Origin of the sequence: Lacinutrix jangbogonensis, from assembly GCF_000797445.1 — a bacterium.
Lineage (GTDB): Bacteria > Bacteroidota > Bacteroidia > Flavobacteriales > Flavobacteriaceae > Lacinutrix > Lacinutrix jangbogonensis.
The window spans coordinates 44989-62484 of record NZ_JSWF01000021.1 but is presented as its reverse complement, the minus strand read 5'-3'; the positions used below and the strand labels follow the sequence as shown (position 1 = coordinate 62484).

The 17496-nt window shown below is 32.1% G+C and carries 14 protein-coding genes and 1 pseudogene; 12 read left to right on the top strand and 3 right to left on the bottom strand.

Annotated elements, in window-relative coordinates; genetic code table 11:
• The first annotated feature begins 18 nt into the window (after positions 1–18).
• The 6 genes and pseudogenes from RH82_RS05595 to RH82_RS05570 all read left to right on the top strand — a co-directional run bounded on the left by RH82_RS05595 (position 19) and on the right by RH82_RS05570 (position 5537).
• Positions 19–1359, top strand: a complete 1341-nt coding sequence (locus RH82_RS05595) for a DEAD/DEAH box helicase (protein ID WP_034058904.1) — start codon at positions 19–21, stop codon at positions 1357–1359.
• 5 nt (positions 1360–1364) lie between these two features.
• Positions 1365–2900: an SDR family NAD(P)-dependent oxidoreductase gene (locus RH82_RS05590; protein ID WP_034058901.1), complete on the top strand. Its 1536-nt coding sequence runs from the start codon at positions 1365–1367 to the stop codon at positions 2898–2900.
• 52 nt (positions 2901–2952) lie between these two features.
• On the top strand, positions 2953–3885 hold the full coding sequence (locus tag RH82_RS05585; protein WP_034058899.1) for an EamA family transporter: 933 nt from the start codon (positions 2953–2955) through the stop codon (positions 3883–3885).
• 29 nt (positions 3886–3914) lie between these two features.
• Positions 3915–4106 (top strand): annotated as a pseudogene (locus RH82_RS05580) (cold-shock protein).
• A 177-nt stretch (positions 4107–4283) separates the two neighbouring features.
• Entirely contained in the window at positions 4284–4868 is a 585-nt protein-coding gene (locus tag RH82_RS05575) for a fasciclin domain-containing protein (protein ID WP_081979196.1), read from the top strand.
• A gap of 291 nt (positions 4869–5159) precedes the next feature.
• The gene (locus tag RH82_RS05570) at positions 5160–5537 is read left to right on the top strand and encodes a DoxX family protein (RefSeq protein WP_034058896.1); all 378 of its coding nucleotides are present in this window, start codon (positions 5160–5162) and stop codon (positions 5535–5537) included.
• Here the strand turns inward: RH82_RS05570 and RH82_RS05565 are convergent.
• Complete coding sequence (locus tag RH82_RS05565) at positions 5534–5884, bottom strand: DoxX family protein (protein ID WP_034058894.1); 351 nt, start codon at positions 5882–5884, stop codon at positions 5534–5536. The genes RH82_RS05570 and RH82_RS05565 overlap by 4 nt on opposite strands.
• A 143-nt stretch (positions 5885–6027) precedes the next feature.
• On the opposite strand from RH82_RS05565, the gene RH82_RS05560 reads away from it, so the two are divergent.
• The gene (locus tag RH82_RS05560; protein ID WP_034058891.1) at positions 6028–6219 is read left to right on the top strand and encodes a cold-shock protein; all 192 of its coding nucleotides are present in this window, start codon (positions 6028–6030) and stop codon (positions 6217–6219) included.
• 401 nt (positions 6220–6620) lie between these two features.
• Positions 6621–7634 (top strand): fatty acid desaturase family protein, encoded by a 1014-nt coding sequence (locus tag RH82_RS05555; protein ID WP_052158233.1) that lies wholly within the window; start codon positions 6621–6623, stop codon positions 7632–7634.
• A gap of 102 nt (positions 7635–7736) precedes the next feature.
• On the opposite strand, the gene RH82_RS05550 is transcribed toward RH82_RS05555, so the two are convergent.
• The gene (locus RH82_RS05550; protein ID WP_034058886.1) at positions 7737–8639 is read right to left on the bottom strand and encodes an EamA family transporter; all 903 of its coding nucleotides are present in this window, start codon (positions 8637–8639) and stop codon (positions 7737–7739) included.
• A gap of 220 nt (positions 8640–8859) precedes the next feature.
• Here RH82_RS05550 and RH82_RS05545 point away from each other — a divergent pair, with 220 nt between their 5' ends.
• Positions 8860–10983 carry a flavin monoamine oxidase family protein gene (locus tag RH82_RS05545; protein WP_052158232.1) on the top strand — a complete coding sequence of 708 codons (2124 nt, stop codon included), beginning with the start codon at positions 8860–8862 and terminating at the stop codon, positions 10981–10983.
• A 108-nt stretch (positions 10984–11091) separates the two neighbouring features.
• Entirely contained in the window at positions 11092–12678 is a 1587-nt protein-coding gene (locus RH82_RS05540) for a hypothetical protein (RefSeq protein WP_034058884.1), read from the top strand.
• A 217-nt stretch (positions 12679–12895) separates the two neighbouring features.
• Here the strand turns inward: RH82_RS05540 and RH82_RS05535 are convergent, their stop codons facing one another.
• Positions 12896–13303, bottom strand: a complete 408-nt coding sequence (locus RH82_RS05535; RefSeq protein ID WP_034058954.1) for a DUF983 domain-containing protein — start codon at positions 13301–13303, stop codon at positions 12896–12898.
• 192 nt (positions 13304–13495) lie between these two features.
• On the opposite strand from RH82_RS05535, the gene RH82_RS05530 reads away from it, so the two are divergent.
• Both RH82_RS05530 and RH82_RS05525 read left to right on the top strand, forming a co-directional pair.
• Positions 13496–14380, top strand: a complete 885-nt coding sequence (locus RH82_RS05530; RefSeq protein WP_034058882.1) for an AraC family transcriptional regulator — start codon at positions 13496–13498, stop codon at positions 14378–14380.
• Between the two features lie 287 nt (positions 14381–14667).
• Entirely contained in the window at positions 14668–17442 is a 2775-nt protein-coding gene (locus RH82_RS05525; protein WP_034058880.1) for a COR domain-containing protein, read from the top strand.
• Positions 17443–17496 lie beyond the last annotated feature (54 nt).

Sequence of the window (17496 nt, the reverse complement as noted above, 5' to 3'; positions counted from 1 at the left end):
TTTGCCAAAAAATATTTTATGTCAAAACAGTTTTCAGATATTGGAATTAATAAGCAACTACAAGAGAGTTTAGCAGCTTTACAAATATCTATACCTACAGATATTCAAGAGCAAACCATTCCTATTATTCTAAACCAAAAAGAAGATGTTGTTGCTTTAGCAAAAACAGGAACTGGTAAAACAGCTGCTTTTGGCTTACCACTATTACAATTAATAGACGTAGAGAAAACTAATATTCAAGCTATTATTCTTGCGCCTACAAGAGAACTAGGGCAACAGATTTTTAATAATCTTGAGTCTTATGCTTTACATAGCCCTAATATATCTATCGCTTCCATTTGCGGTGGTGTGCCAATAAAACCTCAAATAGAGCGCCTAAAAAAAGACACTCATATTATTGTTGCCACTCCAGGTCGTTTGGCAGATTTAGTAAAACGTGAAGCCGTAAACATTAAAAACATCTCTTATTTTATTTTAGATGAGGCAGATGAAATGGTTAGCGCATTAAAAGAAGGGCTAGATAGTATTATTAAAGAAATCCCTAAATCTAGAAGAACATTACTATTTACAGCTACAATGCCAGGAACCATTAAGCAAATGGTTCAAAACTACATGTCTAAACATGTCGTGCATATTGAAGCAAATATGGAAACTGTTGGTCATCAAGATATCGACCATCAATATATAGTTGTAGAACCTATAGAGAAACTAAACGTTTTACTTCATTTTTTAAATGCAAATGAAGGACAGCGCGGTATTATTTTCTGTAAAACTAAAGCAGCAGTAAATAAGCTAGCAAAAAACTTAGCGATAAATAAATTCTCATCTGGAGCCATTCACGGAAGCTTAACACAAGGTATTCGCGATCGTATTATGGGACAATTTAGAGAAGGTCATATTGATATTTTGGTTGCTACAGATTTAGCAGCTCGTGGTATTGATGTAAAGGACCTGTCTTGGGTTGTTAACTACCATTTACCAGATACTTACGAAGCCTATGTGCATAGAAGTGGTCGTACCGCCAGAGCAGGAGCAAACGGGCTATCACTAACTATAATCCAGAAAGAAGAAGTAGAAGATATTGGTGATTTTGAAAAAGAACTAGACATTACTTTTACAGCCTTTAAAAAGCCAGACATTAAAAGTATTGAAGATAATAACACTCTATTATGGGCTAGAAAAATATTTAAAGCAAAACCAAATAGAGATGTTAATGAAGCTTTAAAATCTCAAATTAAAACAATATTTCATCATCTTACAAAAGAGGAGTTAGTTGATAAAATATTAGCAAGTTACTTAGCGCAAACAAAGGCGTCAAATGCAAAACCTGAAGACTCTAAAAAGAAGAAAAGTAAGTAGTTTTTATGAGTAATAATGAAAACAATCAAGATATTGAAAACTGTATTGCTACACTTCAGAAGTTATTAGAGGATACCAATAAACTTTTCGAATTGCCTGAGGATCAGCGCGTCGCACTTTTTAAAGTTGCTGGTGCATTAACGCGACCAAGTCGTGACGAGTTTCAACGCAGACGTAAAGACGCTAAAAAAGCGGCAAAACGTAAAATGATTGAAAGTGATAAGCATGCTAGAAAAACGACGGGTATTCGTTCTGCAAGAGAAGCGACTTTATTTGTAGCACCTAAATTATTGGCTGCGGCTGTAATTTCTGAAGATACTCCAGAATTAGAATCACCAAGAAACTGCTACGTTTGTAAAGCAGTCTACACCAAATTACATCATTTTTATGATACGATGTGTACCGATTGTGGTGATTTAAACTACGCTAAACGCTTTCAGACTACAGATTTAAAAGATCAAGTTGCTGTAATTACAGGTTCTCGATTAAAAATAGGATATCATATTACTTTAATGTTATTACGTTCTGGTGCAACGGTTGTTGCAACTACGCGTTTTCCTGCAGACTCTGCAATCCGTTTTTCTAAAGAAGACGATTATAAGCAATGGAGTGATCGTTTACATATTCATGGACTCGATTTACGACACATTCCAAGTGTAGAGATCTTTTGCAATTATATAGAGCAAAAATACGATAGACTAGATATTTTAATTAATAATGCAGCGCAAACGGTAAGACGACCATCTGGTTTTTATTTTCATTTAATGGAAAATGAAAAACGTCCTATCGATCAATTACCAAAATTAGCACAAACCTTATTAAAAGACCACGAAAGTTGTTTAGAAGAATTATCGAGTTTAAGTGTTGGCCCATCAAAAACAGATAAAAACAATGTGTTGCCAGTCACTTGGCATGGTCCAGAGCCTGGTATTGGTTTACGGAATTCAGCAGAGTTATCACAAATCCCATACAGTTTCGACAATTCATTACAAACAGCAGAAGTATTCCCTGAAGGTGAATTGGATGCCGATTTGCAACAAGTAGATTTGCGTAAAACAAACAGTTGGCGTTTAAAATTAGGTGAAATAGAAACTACCGAGATGGTAGAAGTACAGCTTGTAAATGCTGTAGCACCTTTCGTGCTGTGTAATCGTTTATCTAATATCATGATGAAAGAAAACACAGGTAAAAAGCATATTATTAATGTGTCTGCAATGGAAGGGAAGTTTCATAGGTTTAAAAAAGAAGACCGACATCCACATACAAATATGGCAAAAGCGGCCTTAAATATGTTAACACATACGTCTGCTGGAACCTTTGCCAAATCTGGTATTTATATGAATGCAGTAGATACAGGTTGGGTTACAGACGAAGATCCTGCAGCATTATCTAAACAAAAAGTAGAAGTACACGATTTTCAGCCTCCTTTAGATATTGTAGATGGCGCAGCACGTGTAATGGATCCATTAATAGATGGTATCAATACTGGTAAACATTGGTGTGGTAAATTCTTGAAAGATTACTTTCCTATTGATTGGTAGTTAATGAGTACAAAAATTATGAACACAGCTTTATTTTATAAAACACTTTAAAATGCTTAAACTTAATAGAAATGTACTCATTATACTTGCGTTTATCTCCATTTACATAATTTGGGGTTCTACCTATTTACTTAATAAAATTGCAGTGACTGAACTGCCTCCATTTTTCTTGGCTGCCATTCGTTTTATTTGTGCAACTGTCTTAATATTTGGGATTGCCAAGGCATTAAAAATGAAATTGTCTATCACAAAAAAACAGTTTAGAAATTCAATCCTAGTAGGGTTCCTATTTTTAGTTTATGGAAACGGCGTGTTTGTTTGGGCTTTAAAGTATGTAGATAGTGGTTTTGCTGCTTTGTTAGCTTCTACACAACCATTATTTGTGTTAGTATTAATGCGATTAATGGATAATAAAAAAATGAAACTTAAGTCCTTAATTGGTGTTGCTTTAGGTTTTGTAGGAATGTATCTATTGGTAAGTCAGCAAGAACTGGTAACCAATGAAGATGCGCTTTTAGGAATTTTTATGATTCTTACTTGTGTTTTTGGTTGGAGTTACGCTAGCGTCTTTGTCTCTAAAGCCGATTTACCAAAAAATTATTTTGTAGCTGCAGGTTACCAAATGGCTATAGCAAGTGTTATGTTGGTCGCGCTAAGTGTGTTAAAGCAAGAGGTATGGGTTTCACCGTTACAATGGAGTACAGATGTGCAAATAGTGATGTTGATATTAACCACTTTAGGAAGCATAATACCTTTTACGGCTTATAATTACTTATTAAAGCAAGTCTCCACAGAAAAAGTAGCAACCTCGGCGTATGTAAACCCAATTGTAGCGATGTTTTTAGGTTGGTATGTTTTAGATGAAAAACTAAGCTTGCAATCTTTAGTCGCAGCAATAGTGATATTAATTGGTGTTTATTTTATTACTTCAAAGAAAAAAAATAACCTTTTTATAATTCTGTCACCATTTTTGATTTCCAGATAGTAATTATTGTAATTAAATATAGTATTATTATGAGTAAAGGAACAGTAAAATTTTCAACGATGCCAAAGGATTTAGATTCATTACAGAAGAAGGTGTTGAAAAATATCATTTTGTACACATTTCAGGTTTAGTCGATGAGATTCGCGAAGGCTACCCAAGTTGAATTCGGCCTAGAAGAAGGTAACAAGGGATTAAATGCAGTAAACGTAAAGGTTATCTAAAATACATAGTCTTCAAATTTTTTCAAAAGCCTATCAATTTATGGATAGGCCTTTTTATTTTTCATGTCTACTATGTAATACTAATTTGTTTAATGTTTTGTTAAATATTTTAAACAAAAGTGGTTTTCTACTATATTTGTAGTGTTAACAAACAAACAAACAAAAAAATAAAAGATTATGAAAGTATTGAAAACATTAGGTGCATTTGCGGTAGCAGGATTATTATTGACTTCATGTGCACAAGAGAAAAAAGAAACCGTTGAAGTAAGCGAAGAAATTGCTTTAGTTTCTAAAGAATTAGTAGTAAAGGAGCAATCACCAAATATTGTTGAAGTTGCTGCAGGTAACGAAGCATTTTCAACTTTAGTTGCTGCTGTAAAAGCTGCTGGTTTAGTAGAGACTTTAAGTAGTAAAGGACCATTTACTGTATTCGCTCCAACTAATGATGCTTTTGCGGCATTACCAAAAGGAACAGTAGCAAGTTTACTGTTACCAGAAAGTAAAGCAACATTAACGTCTATATTAACGTACCACGTAGTTTCTGGAAAGTTTGAAGCTGCTGCAGTAATTGCAGCTATTAAAAAGAATAACGGTGCGTTTACTGTTACAACTGTACAAGGAGAAAACATTACGTTATCACTAAAGGGTGGTAAGGTTATGCTTAAAGATGCAAAAGGAGGAACAGCAACAGTAGTTATTGCAGATGTTGCAGCATCAAATGGAGTTATACATGCTATTGACTCTGTAGTAATGCCTAAATAAAGTATATTAAAATTGTTATGAAAAAGCATAAAGCCACTACGTATGTAGTGGTTTTTTGCTTTTTGTAAACGATGTTATTAAAAATTCACAAGTCTATTACCAACTCACGAAAATAAAATCTTACGGTTATTACTTATTAAAGATAAGGAGTCAATATTAAAACAAAGATAGTAGCGTGGTTATAGTTTGATAAATCTTATAAAACTTTAAAACGTCTACTTTAACTATTTTTAGTTGGATTTAATTGTTATAAATTCGTAGAAGTGTAACACATCATAAAAATTAAAATAAATGAATGTAATCGATTATATAATTATTGTATTAAAAGTCATTGTGTCTGTCAGTATTTTAAATGTTTGGCTAATTCAGTATAAGAAACCTACAAAGTGGAGAGGTGGTAAAGCAAACACTATTTTTGAAGAATTCGAAGTATATGGTTTGTCAAAAACATTTTGTTATGTAATTGGCTTTTTTAAGGTAAGTTTAGCCTTAGTATTACTGGCTTCAATACAATTTGGTTATTTAACTTTGATTGGAAGCTTAGGATTAGCTTTACTATTAATAGGTTCAATACTTATGCATATTAAAGTAAAAGACGAATTATACAAATCGTTTCCTGCCTTTTTATTTATTATTATGAATTTTATTATTGCCTATTTTTCTTTTTAAAAATAGTTTAAACAAGTTTTATACACAATATATAGGTTTAGCGCAGCAAAAATAAAAGATGGCGAAGATTGAATTAAATTATCTTTAATTTTAATTCGTACTGCAAAGCCAGCCAACATTAAAAATCCTAATCCTGCAGATGATAATAGTAACAAAGTAGGATTTTTATATAAACCTATTAGTAATCCAATAGCACCTATTAATTGAAGAAATCCAGTTAGTTTTCTGTATTTGGCTAGCTTATAGCGATGAAATTCTGCAATAATAAATTTTGAATAAAAACAATTCATCCCAAAATAAATAAAGGCCAAGCTTGAAAACCAAATTAATACTGTTAGTAAATCCAAAGATTATAAATAAAGTTAAAAGTTCTAATAGTTGACAAGATTACAATAAAACTAGGATTATTTAATCTAATACACATATATTTATTTTTGGCATCATCTTTGATATCTATATAGTAATTATTAAAATTAAATATATTATTATTATGAGTAAAGGAACAGTAAAATTTTTCAACGATGCCAAAGGATTTGGATTTATTACAGAAGAAGGTGTTGAAAAAGATCACTTTGTACACATTTCAGGATTAATTGACGAGATTCGTGAAGACGATCAAGTTGAATTCGATCTACAAGAAGGTAACAAAGGATTAAATGCAGTAAATGTAAAAGTTATCTAATACATACTTCAATTTTTTACAGAAGCCCATCATTCGTGATGGGCTTTTTTTATTTTTGAAATGTCCATTTTTAAGTATAGTTTAGTACGTATCAATAGCAGAAATATTAAATAGTATTATATAACAATCTATATTTAATCTATCTTTACAATATTAGTTGTTGATTGCATTATTTTAATAAATCATCCCTTTTATTTTAATTTTTGTTTTTGTCAATTTTTAAACAGATGGTATTCAGTATAAAAGAAACTGATGATTAGAACTGTTTTAATTTAAAAATTAATAGCATCAATACTCCTAAATTTTCTAGAGACATCAATCCTGACTTCGCAAAAACGTTACGATCGAGAGTAAATACCTACTTTAAAACACAAAAAATAAGCCGAAACGCTAATGCAACAATGGTTATTAAAACAATCATTATGCTATCGTTGTTTATTGTGCCATTAACATTACTATCTTCTGGTGTGGTCACAGAAACTTGGCAACTATTCACTTTGTACATTCTTAGTGGCTTAGGAATGGCAGGAATTGGTATGGGTGTTATGCACGATGCTATCCATGGATCGTATTCAAAAAACAAGTTCATAAATAAACTTTTAAGCTATTCGTTTAATCTTATTGGTGCTAATGCAACGGTTTGGAGAATTCAACATAATATTTTACACCATACATACACCAATATTGATCATGCAGACGACGATTTAAATGCACCTTTTTTTCTTAGGTTTTCGCCAAATGCAAAACATTATAAAGCGCATAAATATCAACATATTTATATTTGGTTTTTTTATGGTATCTCAACCATATCGTGGATTACGACTAAAGATTTTGTGCGTTTAAAACGCTACAGGGACATGGGTTTTTTAAACGGAAAGCACGAATATAAAAAAGCATTAATTAGCATGACTGCATGGAAGCTTTTTTATTATTCTTATGCTATCGTGTTACCAATGATTTTATTGCCCTTTGCTTGGGGCACTATATTGTTAGCCTTTATATGCATGCATTTTGTAACGGGCCTTTTGGTAAGTACTGTTTTTCAAGTCGCACATATTATGGAAGATAACACCTTTCCGTTACCAGATGCAGATGGTGCAATGAACGATAATTGGTATAGTCATCAATTTGCTACTACGTGTAACTTTTCTCCTAATAGTAAATTTCTATTTTGGCTAATTGGTGGTTTAAATTATCAAGTAGAACATCATGTATTGCCAGACGTATGCCATGTACACTATAAAAATTTAAGTAAAATTGTTTCAGATACTGCTTTAGAGTTTGGGATGCCATACCATGTTAAAAAATCGTTTTTTCAAGCGATTGTAGATCATACAAAAACGCTTAAACATTTAGGGAAAAAGGATTTAGAAAATGTTGTAAATAAAGAAAAAACAAGACTTAAGACCGCTTAAATTTTATAAATAAAACCGACACCTAACAATAACTAACGGCTAAGTGGTAGCATTATAAATGCAACCTTTAAATGAGCATTAGGTTTCCTTGGGGTTAGCGTATTAACTAGAATACAAAATCAAAAAAACACCAAGCATAATACCAGCGAGCGGCACTAATTTTTTACGCTTGTTTTTCTCTTTAAACACCAAACCACCAACCACTACAGCAATGAGTATCTGGCTTCTTTTTATAGCAGATAGCAACATAATTAATGCCTCAGGATCTTGCAAGGCTTTAAAATAGAAATAATCTGCAGCTACTAATAGCACACCAACAGCAATAATGGACCAGCGAAACTTAAACGCTTTACGTTTTGCTGCATACGGAAACCAGGTAATACTTAAGATAACCAGTAAAATAAGGATGGTATATAAGCAAAACCAAAACTGTAAGGTTTGAGGATTTAAAGTTAAACTTTGGATTAAAAACTTATCATACAAACCGCTAGAAGCGCCTAGAAAGGTTGCACCAATAATAGCAAAGACCCATTTGTTACGTTTAAAATTTATGCCTTCTTTTTTGCCGATTCTAGAGTATAATAGCACCGAAAATATAATTAAGAAAAACCCAAACCATTGGTACACATTTGGACTCTCTTTATAGATTACAATAGCACCAATAAAAGTAAAAAAGGGTCCTGCCGAACGTATTGGTGTTACAATAGTAAGTGGCAAATGTTTTAAGGCTTGATAGGCTAATATCCAAGACGCAGCCATAATAGCCGACTTTATAAAAATAAAACCATGTGTTTGCAGAGTAATGACTTGAAAATGATATCCATTGGCTTGTGCGTATTCTGGATAACAAATTGAGAGCACATAAAATACTACTACTAATAAAAACCCACTAGAAACAGTGCCTAAAAGCACTGGAAACACCTCATTACCTTGTACCGCATGCTTCTTGCATAAGTTGTGTAAACCCAAAAAAAGTGCAGCCAATAAGCCTAAATAAATCCACATCGCGCGAATATAGTTTTTTGTGGGAATTTCAGCTTAAAATATAGGATGTTATTTGTGAGCTTTTCAAAAACAAATGATTCGCTAACATGGTTAATTTTAATATTGGGTACGTAGAGCAAAAGTAGACTGGTCTATACTTTATAATCAGGTGTTTATACGCTGTAAAAAAACCAGTCTATTGTTTATGTTTGTACATTAACCTACTAAAACTTGATATCTCATGAGCTATTTTCCATTTCAACCTAACAAAAAATCATCCAAAAAAGAAATAAAAAGAGCAGGTTCTGTTCGTAATGCCTTCTCAGAATGGCTAATAGAGAACCACGGTTCAGAATACGAAGACACCATTAATAAACAACGCGCTCGAAAAAAAGCAACTCATTTTAAGGCTTCCATAACTTCCGATGACGACAAGCAACCCATTGTAGGTATTGTTGGTGGTGGTTTCGCAGGTTTATATGCTGGTCTTATTTTACAGTCTTTAAATATAGAATGTGAAGTCTTCGAAAGTTCTAAACGCGTAGGAGGTAGAATAGATACTTGGTATTCCACAAATTACGATGCAAAAGATAAAGACAAAGCCGGTTTATATGGTGAAGTAGGAGGCATGCGAATTCCGCAGTTTTCAGAAGACATGTTACCAGTACAACAATTAGCATTGTCTCTAAATACCGTTTTAGAGCGCAACGGACTTGAGGATAAAGTACTAAAGTGGCGAAAGTTTTATTATAATTCTCCTGTACAACGTTTACGTTACAATAACATGAAGGAGCCTATTACTGCTGGAGAGGCGGATTTAAACACTTTAAATTTTGATGTGGATAACGGTGGAGATATTCCTATGGTTTGGCTTACAGAAGTACAGCCCTCTAAAAGCGAAACCTATCTTCCTATAAATAAAGTATTAGATAAAGTCAATGAACCGTTTCTAGAAGCAATTAATAAATCGTTTTCTAAAGGTTTTAAAAAATTAATGAAGTACGATAATTATTCCATGTGGGCGTATTTAACTAATGTGTTTACTTTGGGAGACTTAGGGGAATATTACGATCCGGAAATGGGAGAGAAATCTGACTTTTTACCATACAATATTGCAAGTTATTTAGAAACCTTAAATGTAGGAACAGGCATGTACTCTGTGTCTTTTGTAGAAATTGTTTTGGCGACTTACGATTGGCTCGGAAGTAAAAATCCGTACGATACACAAGACGAAAACATATACATGGTAACTATAGATAAAGGGATGCAACACTTTCCAGAGGCCTGCAAAGCAGTATTAAATTTAGATACAGGTGTTTTGCCGTCAGACGGAAATATAGCCCAAGTATTAACAGGAATGATTAAAGGCGAAAAAGGATATTATGGCTATTCTCCAACAAATTTAACACCAGCAGCACACGCTCCAGATTCAGTACCAACAGCAGATGCAGCAACACCGGTTCCTGGTAAAAAATCAAATAAAAAAGAACGTGTGTTTATGAATCATAGAGTCTCTAATGTAACCTATGATAAAAAATTATACAATGGCCATGGTGGCATGAAAATGACTATTAAAAATGACGATAAAACCATCGAAAAGCAATATCCTTATGTTATAAGTACCTTACCAAATGGAGCGTATTTAAGTGGCGATTTAAAAACTAATTTTTTCGATAAACTCTCCTTCTCAAAGGCACGTGCCATTCGCGAATGTAATTATATGCCATCATTCAAAGCGTTTATTACTTTTAAAACACAATTTTGGGCCACTTTAGGCGAAAGGCAAGATGCTGGTTTAGGCGTTGGGGTTTCAGATAAATCAAACCGACAAATTGTATACCCTTCTTATGGTTACGACGCTAAAGGTGGTGTTTTACAAGTCTATTGTTGGGCACAAGATGCAGAACGTATTGGCGCATTGTCAGACCAAGAACGTGTAAACGAATGTTTAAAAGGCATTCAATACCTCTATCCAGAAGTAGAAGTTTACGATGAGTTTTCAGGCTATAAACCAGAAGACACCACAAAAACGTGGTTTTGGGATAACCATGCCAATGGTGGTGCTTTTGCTTTGTTTAAGCCTGGACAATTTAAAAACTTGTATCCAACCTTATTAACACCAGAATTTAATGGCTCTTTAATGTTGGCAGGCGAATGTTGCTCTGTTCATCATGGTTGGATTGTTGGTGCTTTAGATTCTGCATACAACGCGGTTTTAAATATTTTAAAACAAGCCAATGCAACAGATAAAATAAAACACATGGAAGACACTTGGGGAAGCCTTTCTAGTCCAGATTTAGCACTTAAAACACGTAAACTGAATAGAGAAATGAGAAATGAGAAAAAAAAGAATAAAAAAGCTTAGGGTTTTATTAATCGCGCACTAAATGTGTCGCGTAGCACTAATAAAGTACAGCAGTAATACACTATAAAAAACAAACACTAAAAGAGTACTAACTTTACATCGAAACCCATGAAATTAAAAAACCAGAACCTATTAACGCTATTAATGCTCGCTTTTCTTTTAGCATCTTGTGGGAAGAGAACCGAAACTAAGGCCGTTTTAATAGAAAGCGGCGTCCAAGCTTTTTACACCTATTCTGTAGCCTTAGAAGCTGTCGACACTAATTATCTCGCGCCAGCTTTGCAATCTTATGCACATGCAAAAATTGGTAACGATTGGTTGCTTTTTGCAGGAAGAACGAACGAAAACGAGAATCTAGGAGGATTACACAATCTTAACACAAACGATTATTCGTTAAAGTCATTTCCAGCGAAATCTTTTAACTCATTTATTTATGCGTTTAATCCAGAAACAGGAACCAAAGCATTTTTAGATTTTTGGACCCTGCTAGGAACTATTCAAACGATGGCAAAAGGTGAAAATGGGGAGTCTGAAGTTGTTAAAGCGACTTGTCTAAAAGTGGCAAACCTATTAGAAGAATACGGTACTGTTTTTATCTGTACCAATCCTCAAGCAGTACAATCTGGAGAGTACCTCTATGTTGTTGGTGGTTATGGACCTCCAGCAGGACAGAAAGCAACAGCAAAAAATTATACAACATCAGATGCTATTGCGAAAATAAATGTCCCACTTTTAATGCGACTAGTCAATAACGATTGGAATCTATCAGCTTTAGAATGGACGGATCTTTTTAAATTTGGAAACAACAGCACTTTAAAGGCTACTGGTGGTGAATTAAAAGTGATAGACAAACAATTTTACTTGGCTGCTGGACACGATTTTGGTCCAGGTCAGGTGTATTTAAACGCGGTTTATGAATTTGGTTTCTCAGCAAATGTGAGCACTTTAGAACTTACCGCAACCGTAACAGATACTATTAGCGATATGTCATCTAGTGTTTTAAGAGATAATCCGAAGCTGGCAGACAGCACTTCTATTTTTAGAAGACGCGATTTACCAATTGTTCCTGCTGTTTATCTCGATAAAAACAATGCGATCGCCTCTAATTTTGCATTAATGGCTGGCGTATTTAAATACGGTGAGAAGGTATATGCGGCTTGGAACGATGCCATTTACATTACACCAAACGGAACAACAAAATTTACTGTAGATGCTAAGCACAACCAGAATAATTCTAATGTGTATTCTTGCCCAGATTTTGTAATCTACGATACGCAAAGTCAAGATCTTCATACCTTTTTACCTGGAGGTATTGGTAATGGTAAACTTGATAAATTCTTGTCTGGGTTTTCAAATACTTTAGGCTATTCTAAGTACAATGTAAGCACTAAAGTTAGTGCGTTTGATACTATTTCAAACATTTTTCCTTCCACTAAATTTTACGGAGCAGAAGCCGCATTTATGCCAAATAGCAATGCTAAGTATTTAACGATAAATAATATGGAAACCGATGTTATCGATGGTGATAGCACTTTTTCTGGTACAGAGCCAGTACATATTGGATATATTTATGGTGGTATAGAATCTTACGAAGAGTCGCCTTCAACTTATGGTAGTGGTAAATCTGGAGCGTCTAATAAATTGTGGAAAGTGATGGTGTCGCGGTTTCAAATTGCGGATGAAAAATTGGAGTAGAAGAGCAATGCGTTTCTCAAATAGTACTTGCCTGAAATAACTTAATGTCATGATTTAAAAGCGTAATTATAATATGTAATTGCGCTTTTTTTTTGACATGAATAGTATCATAAAAAGTGCTATTTCATTGTGCTACTATTTATGTTCAAAAGTTAAAAGGTAGACTTAAAGAACGCAGATGTAGCAGTAGTAAAAGCTATATAAAAACAGCATCATTTTAATTCTTAATGGTTTCCTTTCTTTTAGAGGATTTGGCTTTGTTAAAGTTCATAAAAAGATTTATCCATATATTTCTTGACACCCTTAAAATTACTGGTAGCGCGAGAAGCATAACGATAACTAGTAAAAGGTAGCAAACTGCTAAAGTGAGATTAAATACAAAATAGGTTAAAAAGAAGGACGTTCCGCCAATAGCAATACCTACAGGATAACTAACATACATGGCTCCAAAAAAGAAAGAAGGTTCAATTTTATACCGTGTGTTACAATGGCTGCAACGCTCTTCCATAGTTAAGGTACTTCTTACATGGTATGGATTAGGCACGGTATACATGCTTTCATTGTGGCACACAGGACAGTTTCCAGTGAAAATACTATAAATTTTAGTTCCTTTTAAAAATTTCATAATCAAACGCTTTATTATAATCATTCACTACGTATTATTTGTTTGTAAATAAGACGTATTGCATTCTAAAGCCATTTTGGTATAAAACACAATAATATACTGCTTTAATAGCGCAAATGTATGGTATTGTTTTAGAGTTTTGTTTGTACAAAGGGCTCCAGTTTTTGTATATTTAGGACCTATTTTAGTATTATGAAAAGTTTGCCAATTTTAAATATTGAACAGTTTGAAGAAGAAGACGCGTTATCAAATTTTTATAGCAACGCTTTAAGTCTACATTTAAAAAAGAATGAGCGCATTGTACACAAACCACACAGTCACGATTTCTTTTTATGTGTGTTTTTTTCTGAAGGTACAGGAACACATGAAATAGATTTTAATACTTATAGCGTTTCTCGTGGAAGTGTTTTCTTTTTAAGACCAGGGCAAACACACCGTTGGACATTTTCGAGTGTTCCAAAAGGCTATATTTTTTTTCATACTCAAGCGTTTTACGAACTTCATTTTTTGAATAAAAAAATAAGCCAATTCCCGTTTTACTATTCTTATAAGAACCCTCCAAATCTTATGCTAAACACAAAACAATTGGGTGCTATAGCAACACGTTTTCAAGAAATAAATACCGAATACCACGAAAAGAACACTTATAAAAAGCAAAAGTTAGCAAGCCTTATTAATCTCACCTATATCGATTTGTCTCGTATTTATAGTACTATGGCCTCTAGAAAAGAAGTTTTGTCGTCCTCTTATTTACAAGCGTTAGCTGTTTTAGAAAACACAATCGAAACGTATTATAAAACTGAAAAATCTGCAAAATTCTATGCCAATAAATTAAACATCACTTCTAAACACTTAAATAGAATTACTAAATCTACTCTAAATAAAACCACAACAGCACTTATTACAGAGCGTGTACTATTAGAGGCCAAACGATTACTAGTACATTCTAAAAACCCGTTATCTACTACAGCCGAAACTTTAGGGTATACAGACTATGCACATTTTTCTAAACTATTTAAATTAAAAGTAGGCACAACGCCTTTAGATTTTAAGAAAAAATATGATGCTACTAGTTGATGCGTACTTTTTTTAATAAACAGGTATTTATACGCTATAAAAACACGATCCAATGGTATACGTTTGTGTATTCACGGAGCATAAGCTATAATTAGTTTCTCTTATTTTTAATGAGTTACGGGTTACCGTAAAATGATGCTGTTTGTTTTTTGTAGTTTTAATTTTTATAATTAAAAGGAATGATTTGTTAAGGATGATAAGAAAGAAGAGCTATTTACATTATCGCATTAGTACTACAAATTATATTATATTTGAATACCTTATTAATAATACTTTAAATTCTTTTTATGAAGCCTGACATTAAAAATAAAATCAATCCAAAGAATCCAAATAAAATAAAAGATTTAAGGTTAGAAAATGGTCGACTAAAAAGTGTTCCAAGTGAAATTAAGAACTTTAAAAGATTAAAATTTTTAAATTTATTTAATAATAGTTTAACTGAATTACCTGACTTTTTTGAAAATTTCGAATTGTTGGAGAATTTAAATTTGAGTAATAATAAGTTTATTCTTTTTCCAGAAGTAATTACTTTATGTAAAAGTCTTAAAGTTTTAAATTTTAGAGGTAATAGAGTAACTGATTTAATTGGTTTACAGAAACTTTTTATTTCATTAGAAAAAATTGACTTGTCATCTAATAAATTAGAAACATTAAGAGTTGATTTTTCATCTTTTGATAAATTAAAAGAAGCGGATTTAAGTAATAATGGAATTTGTAAATTCCCAAAATCATTACTTCTTGTAAACCTTAAGCATCTAAATTTATCATCAAATTCCATTGAGAACTTGCCTGATGATATTAATAATCTAAAATCGATAAGGCACTTAGATTTAAGTTATAACAATATAACTGATTTACCTGAAGAAATATGTGAACTGACAGAGCTTCGTTATTTAAATTTAACAGGTAATAATATTATTACTTTACCAAAGTCATTTGCAAAGCTTAAAAAGCTTCAAGATTTGAACTTAAGTGGTAATCCAATAGGTGATGTTCCAGTTGAAATTTCAAAACAAGGATTAAAGGGTGTTTTAAACTACTACATGCATTTAGGTGCTTCAGTACGCTTAAACGAAGCTAAACTTTTAGTTGTAGGTCAAGGAGCTGTGGGAAAAACCTATTTAATTAACAAGATGATTAATGGTAGTAATCCTGAAACCCTTACTACTGAAGGTATTGATATCTTTAAATGGCATCTTAGTTGTGAAACAGAGAATGATGGAAATCAAAGAATTAGATTAAATGCTTGGGATTTTGGAGGACAGGAAATATATCATTCTACTCATCAATTTTTTCTAACGAAAAGATCTATTTACCTATTTTTATGGGAAGCCAGAAAAGATGAATCACTAATAAATTTTGATTATTGGCTGAATATAATACAAATGCTTAGTAATGGATCTCCTGTAATTATTGTTCTCAATAAAATTGATGAAAGAGTAAAAGAAATAGATGAGAAATCTTTGAAAGAGAAATTCCCAAATATTAAAGCTTTTAAATCAGTAAGTGCAAAAGAAGGAACAAACATTGAAGATCTAGTTGATTGTATAAAATCAAATATTGCTACTCTACCACATATTGGAGATAAATTACCTGAAGTTTGGAGTAATATTAGAGAAGACTTAGAAGAACTTACGGATAACTATATATCCTATGAAACTTATATAGATATTTGCCATAGTTATGGACTTAATAAAGTAGAATCTAAACATTTAAGTAATTATTTTCATGATTTAGGAGTGTTTTTGCATTTTATAGACAATCCAATTCTAAAACCAATAGTATTTTTAAAACCTGAATGGGCAACGAATTGTGTATATAGAATACTTGATTTGAATGATGTAATCAAAAAATTTGGTGAGTTTGATAACGAATTATTAGAAAAACAGATACCTGATTATGATTCTCAGCAGATGAGTTACATAATTGAGTTAATGAAAAAATTTGAACTTTGTTTTGAAATAAATAAAGGAACTTTTATTATACCAGAATTATTAAGACCAAGTTCACCTGATTTAGAAATTAAAATTATAGACCCAATAAGTTTAATTTATAAATATGACTTTATGCCAGCAGGAATTTTATCACGTTTAACTGTAAGGTTAAAAGATTCTATTTTTGACAATTTTTATTGGAAAAATGGTCTTTATGTTAAGCATAATGATTCTATAGGAATAATTGAAAGTAATCAGTTTTCAAGAACAATCAAGATTAAAGTTTCAGGTAATAATAAAGCTACATTATTGAGTATTATTAAAAGAGAATTAGATATAATTAATGAAACATTAAATTTTCCACATCACGAAACTAATATACAATGTAATTGTGAGAATTGTTTAAAGGAAGATTCTCCATTCATGTTTGATTATGAATACCTTGAAAGAGCAAGAAATGCTAAAGTTCAAACGGTTCAATGTCAAATGTATTTGAAAAATGTAGATTTATCAAAGTTGATTGGCCCATATGATATGTCATCAGGCGAGTATAAAACTGATTTCGGATTTACTACAGAAGACTTAACGTATGATATATGGGAAATATCTTCTAGGATTTTAGAACGTAAAAATATTGTTAAAATTGAAGATTTAATTACGGATAATTTTACTGATAACCTTAGATCAAAAGGATATTTTGTTACTGACCAAACTAGAAGTGGTAAAGCCAAAAAATTTAGTGGAGAATTAGATATAATGGTTCGAAATAGTAGAAATATGCCTGTTGCCATAGTTGAAGCTATGAGATTAAGTTCTTTTAATTCTGGAAACAAAACTATTATTAATCATTTAAATAAGCTATTAATCGATTATGATACAAATGGATTATCTAGGAATTTTATGCTTATTTATTCGGAAACAGAAAAATTTTCTGAGTTTCAAGATAAGTACATTCAGTATATTAAGGAATTACCATTAAAAGAAGAATACGATGAAAGAGCAAAACTTATTTCATATAGTATGAATATTGAATTAAGTAAGAATAGTAGTTTAAAAGTAATTAAATCGATGCATCAAAGAGATAGTGCAATTTGTGAAGTTTATCATTTCTTAATTAAAATGAATTAGTTTTCGATAAAAACGTAATAGGTTCCTAGAAGAATTCAAATTATCGCTCGTCTC

What these genes read in the sequence shown, in the direction of transcription:
- RH82_RS05595 (WP_034058904.1), top strand. Translation starts at nt 19, where the DNA reads ATGTCAAAACAGTTTTCAGATATTGGAATTAATAAGCAACTACAAGAG.
- RH82_RS05590 (WP_034058901.1), top strand. Translation starts at nt 1,365, where the DNA reads ATGAGTAATAATGAAAACAATCAAGATATTGAAAACTGTATTGCTACA.
- RH82_RS05585 (WP_034058899.1), top strand. Translation starts at nt 2,953, where the DNA reads ATGCTTAAACTTAATAGAAATGTACTCATTATACTTGCGTTTATCTCC.
- RH82_RS05575 (WP_081979196.1), top strand. Translation starts at nt 4,284, where the DNA reads ATGAAAGTATTGAAAACATTAGGTGCATTTGCGGTAGCAGGATTATTA.
- RH82_RS05570 (WP_034058896.1), top strand. Translation starts at nt 5,160, where the DNA reads ATGAATGTAATCGATTATATAATTATTGTATTAAAAGTCATTGTGTCT.
- RH82_RS05560 (WP_034058891.1), top strand. Translation starts at nt 6,028, where the DNA reads ATGAGTAAAGGAACAGTAAAATTTTTCAACGATGCCAAAGGATTTGGA.
- RH82_RS05555 (WP_052158233.1), top strand. Translation starts at nt 6,621, where the DNA reads ATGGTTATTAAAACAATCATTATGCTATCGTTGTTTATTGTGCCATTA.
- RH82_RS05550 (WP_034058886.1), bottom strand. Translation starts at nt 8,639, where the DNA reads ATGTGGATTTATTTAGGCTTATTGGCTGCACTTTTTTTGGGTTTACAC.
- RH82_RS05545 (WP_052158232.1), top strand. Translation starts at nt 8,860, where the DNA reads ATGAGCTATTTTCCATTTCAACCTAACAAAAAATCATCCAAAAAAGAA.
- RH82_RS05540 (WP_034058884.1), top strand. Translation starts at nt 11,092, where the DNA reads ATGAAATTAAAAAACCAGAACCTATTAACGCTATTAATGCTCGCTTTT.
- RH82_RS05535 (WP_034058954.1), bottom strand. Translation starts at nt 13,303, where the DNA reads ATGAAATTTTTAAAAGGAACTAAAATTTATAGTATTTTCACTGGAAAC.
- RH82_RS05530 (WP_034058882.1), top strand. Translation starts at nt 13,496, where the DNA reads ATGAAAAGTTTGCCAATTTTAAATATTGAACAGTTTGAAGAAGAAGAC.
- RH82_RS05525 (WP_034058880.1), top strand. Translation starts at nt 14,668, where the DNA reads ATGAAGCCTGACATTAAAAATAAAATCAATCCAAAGAATCCAAATAAA.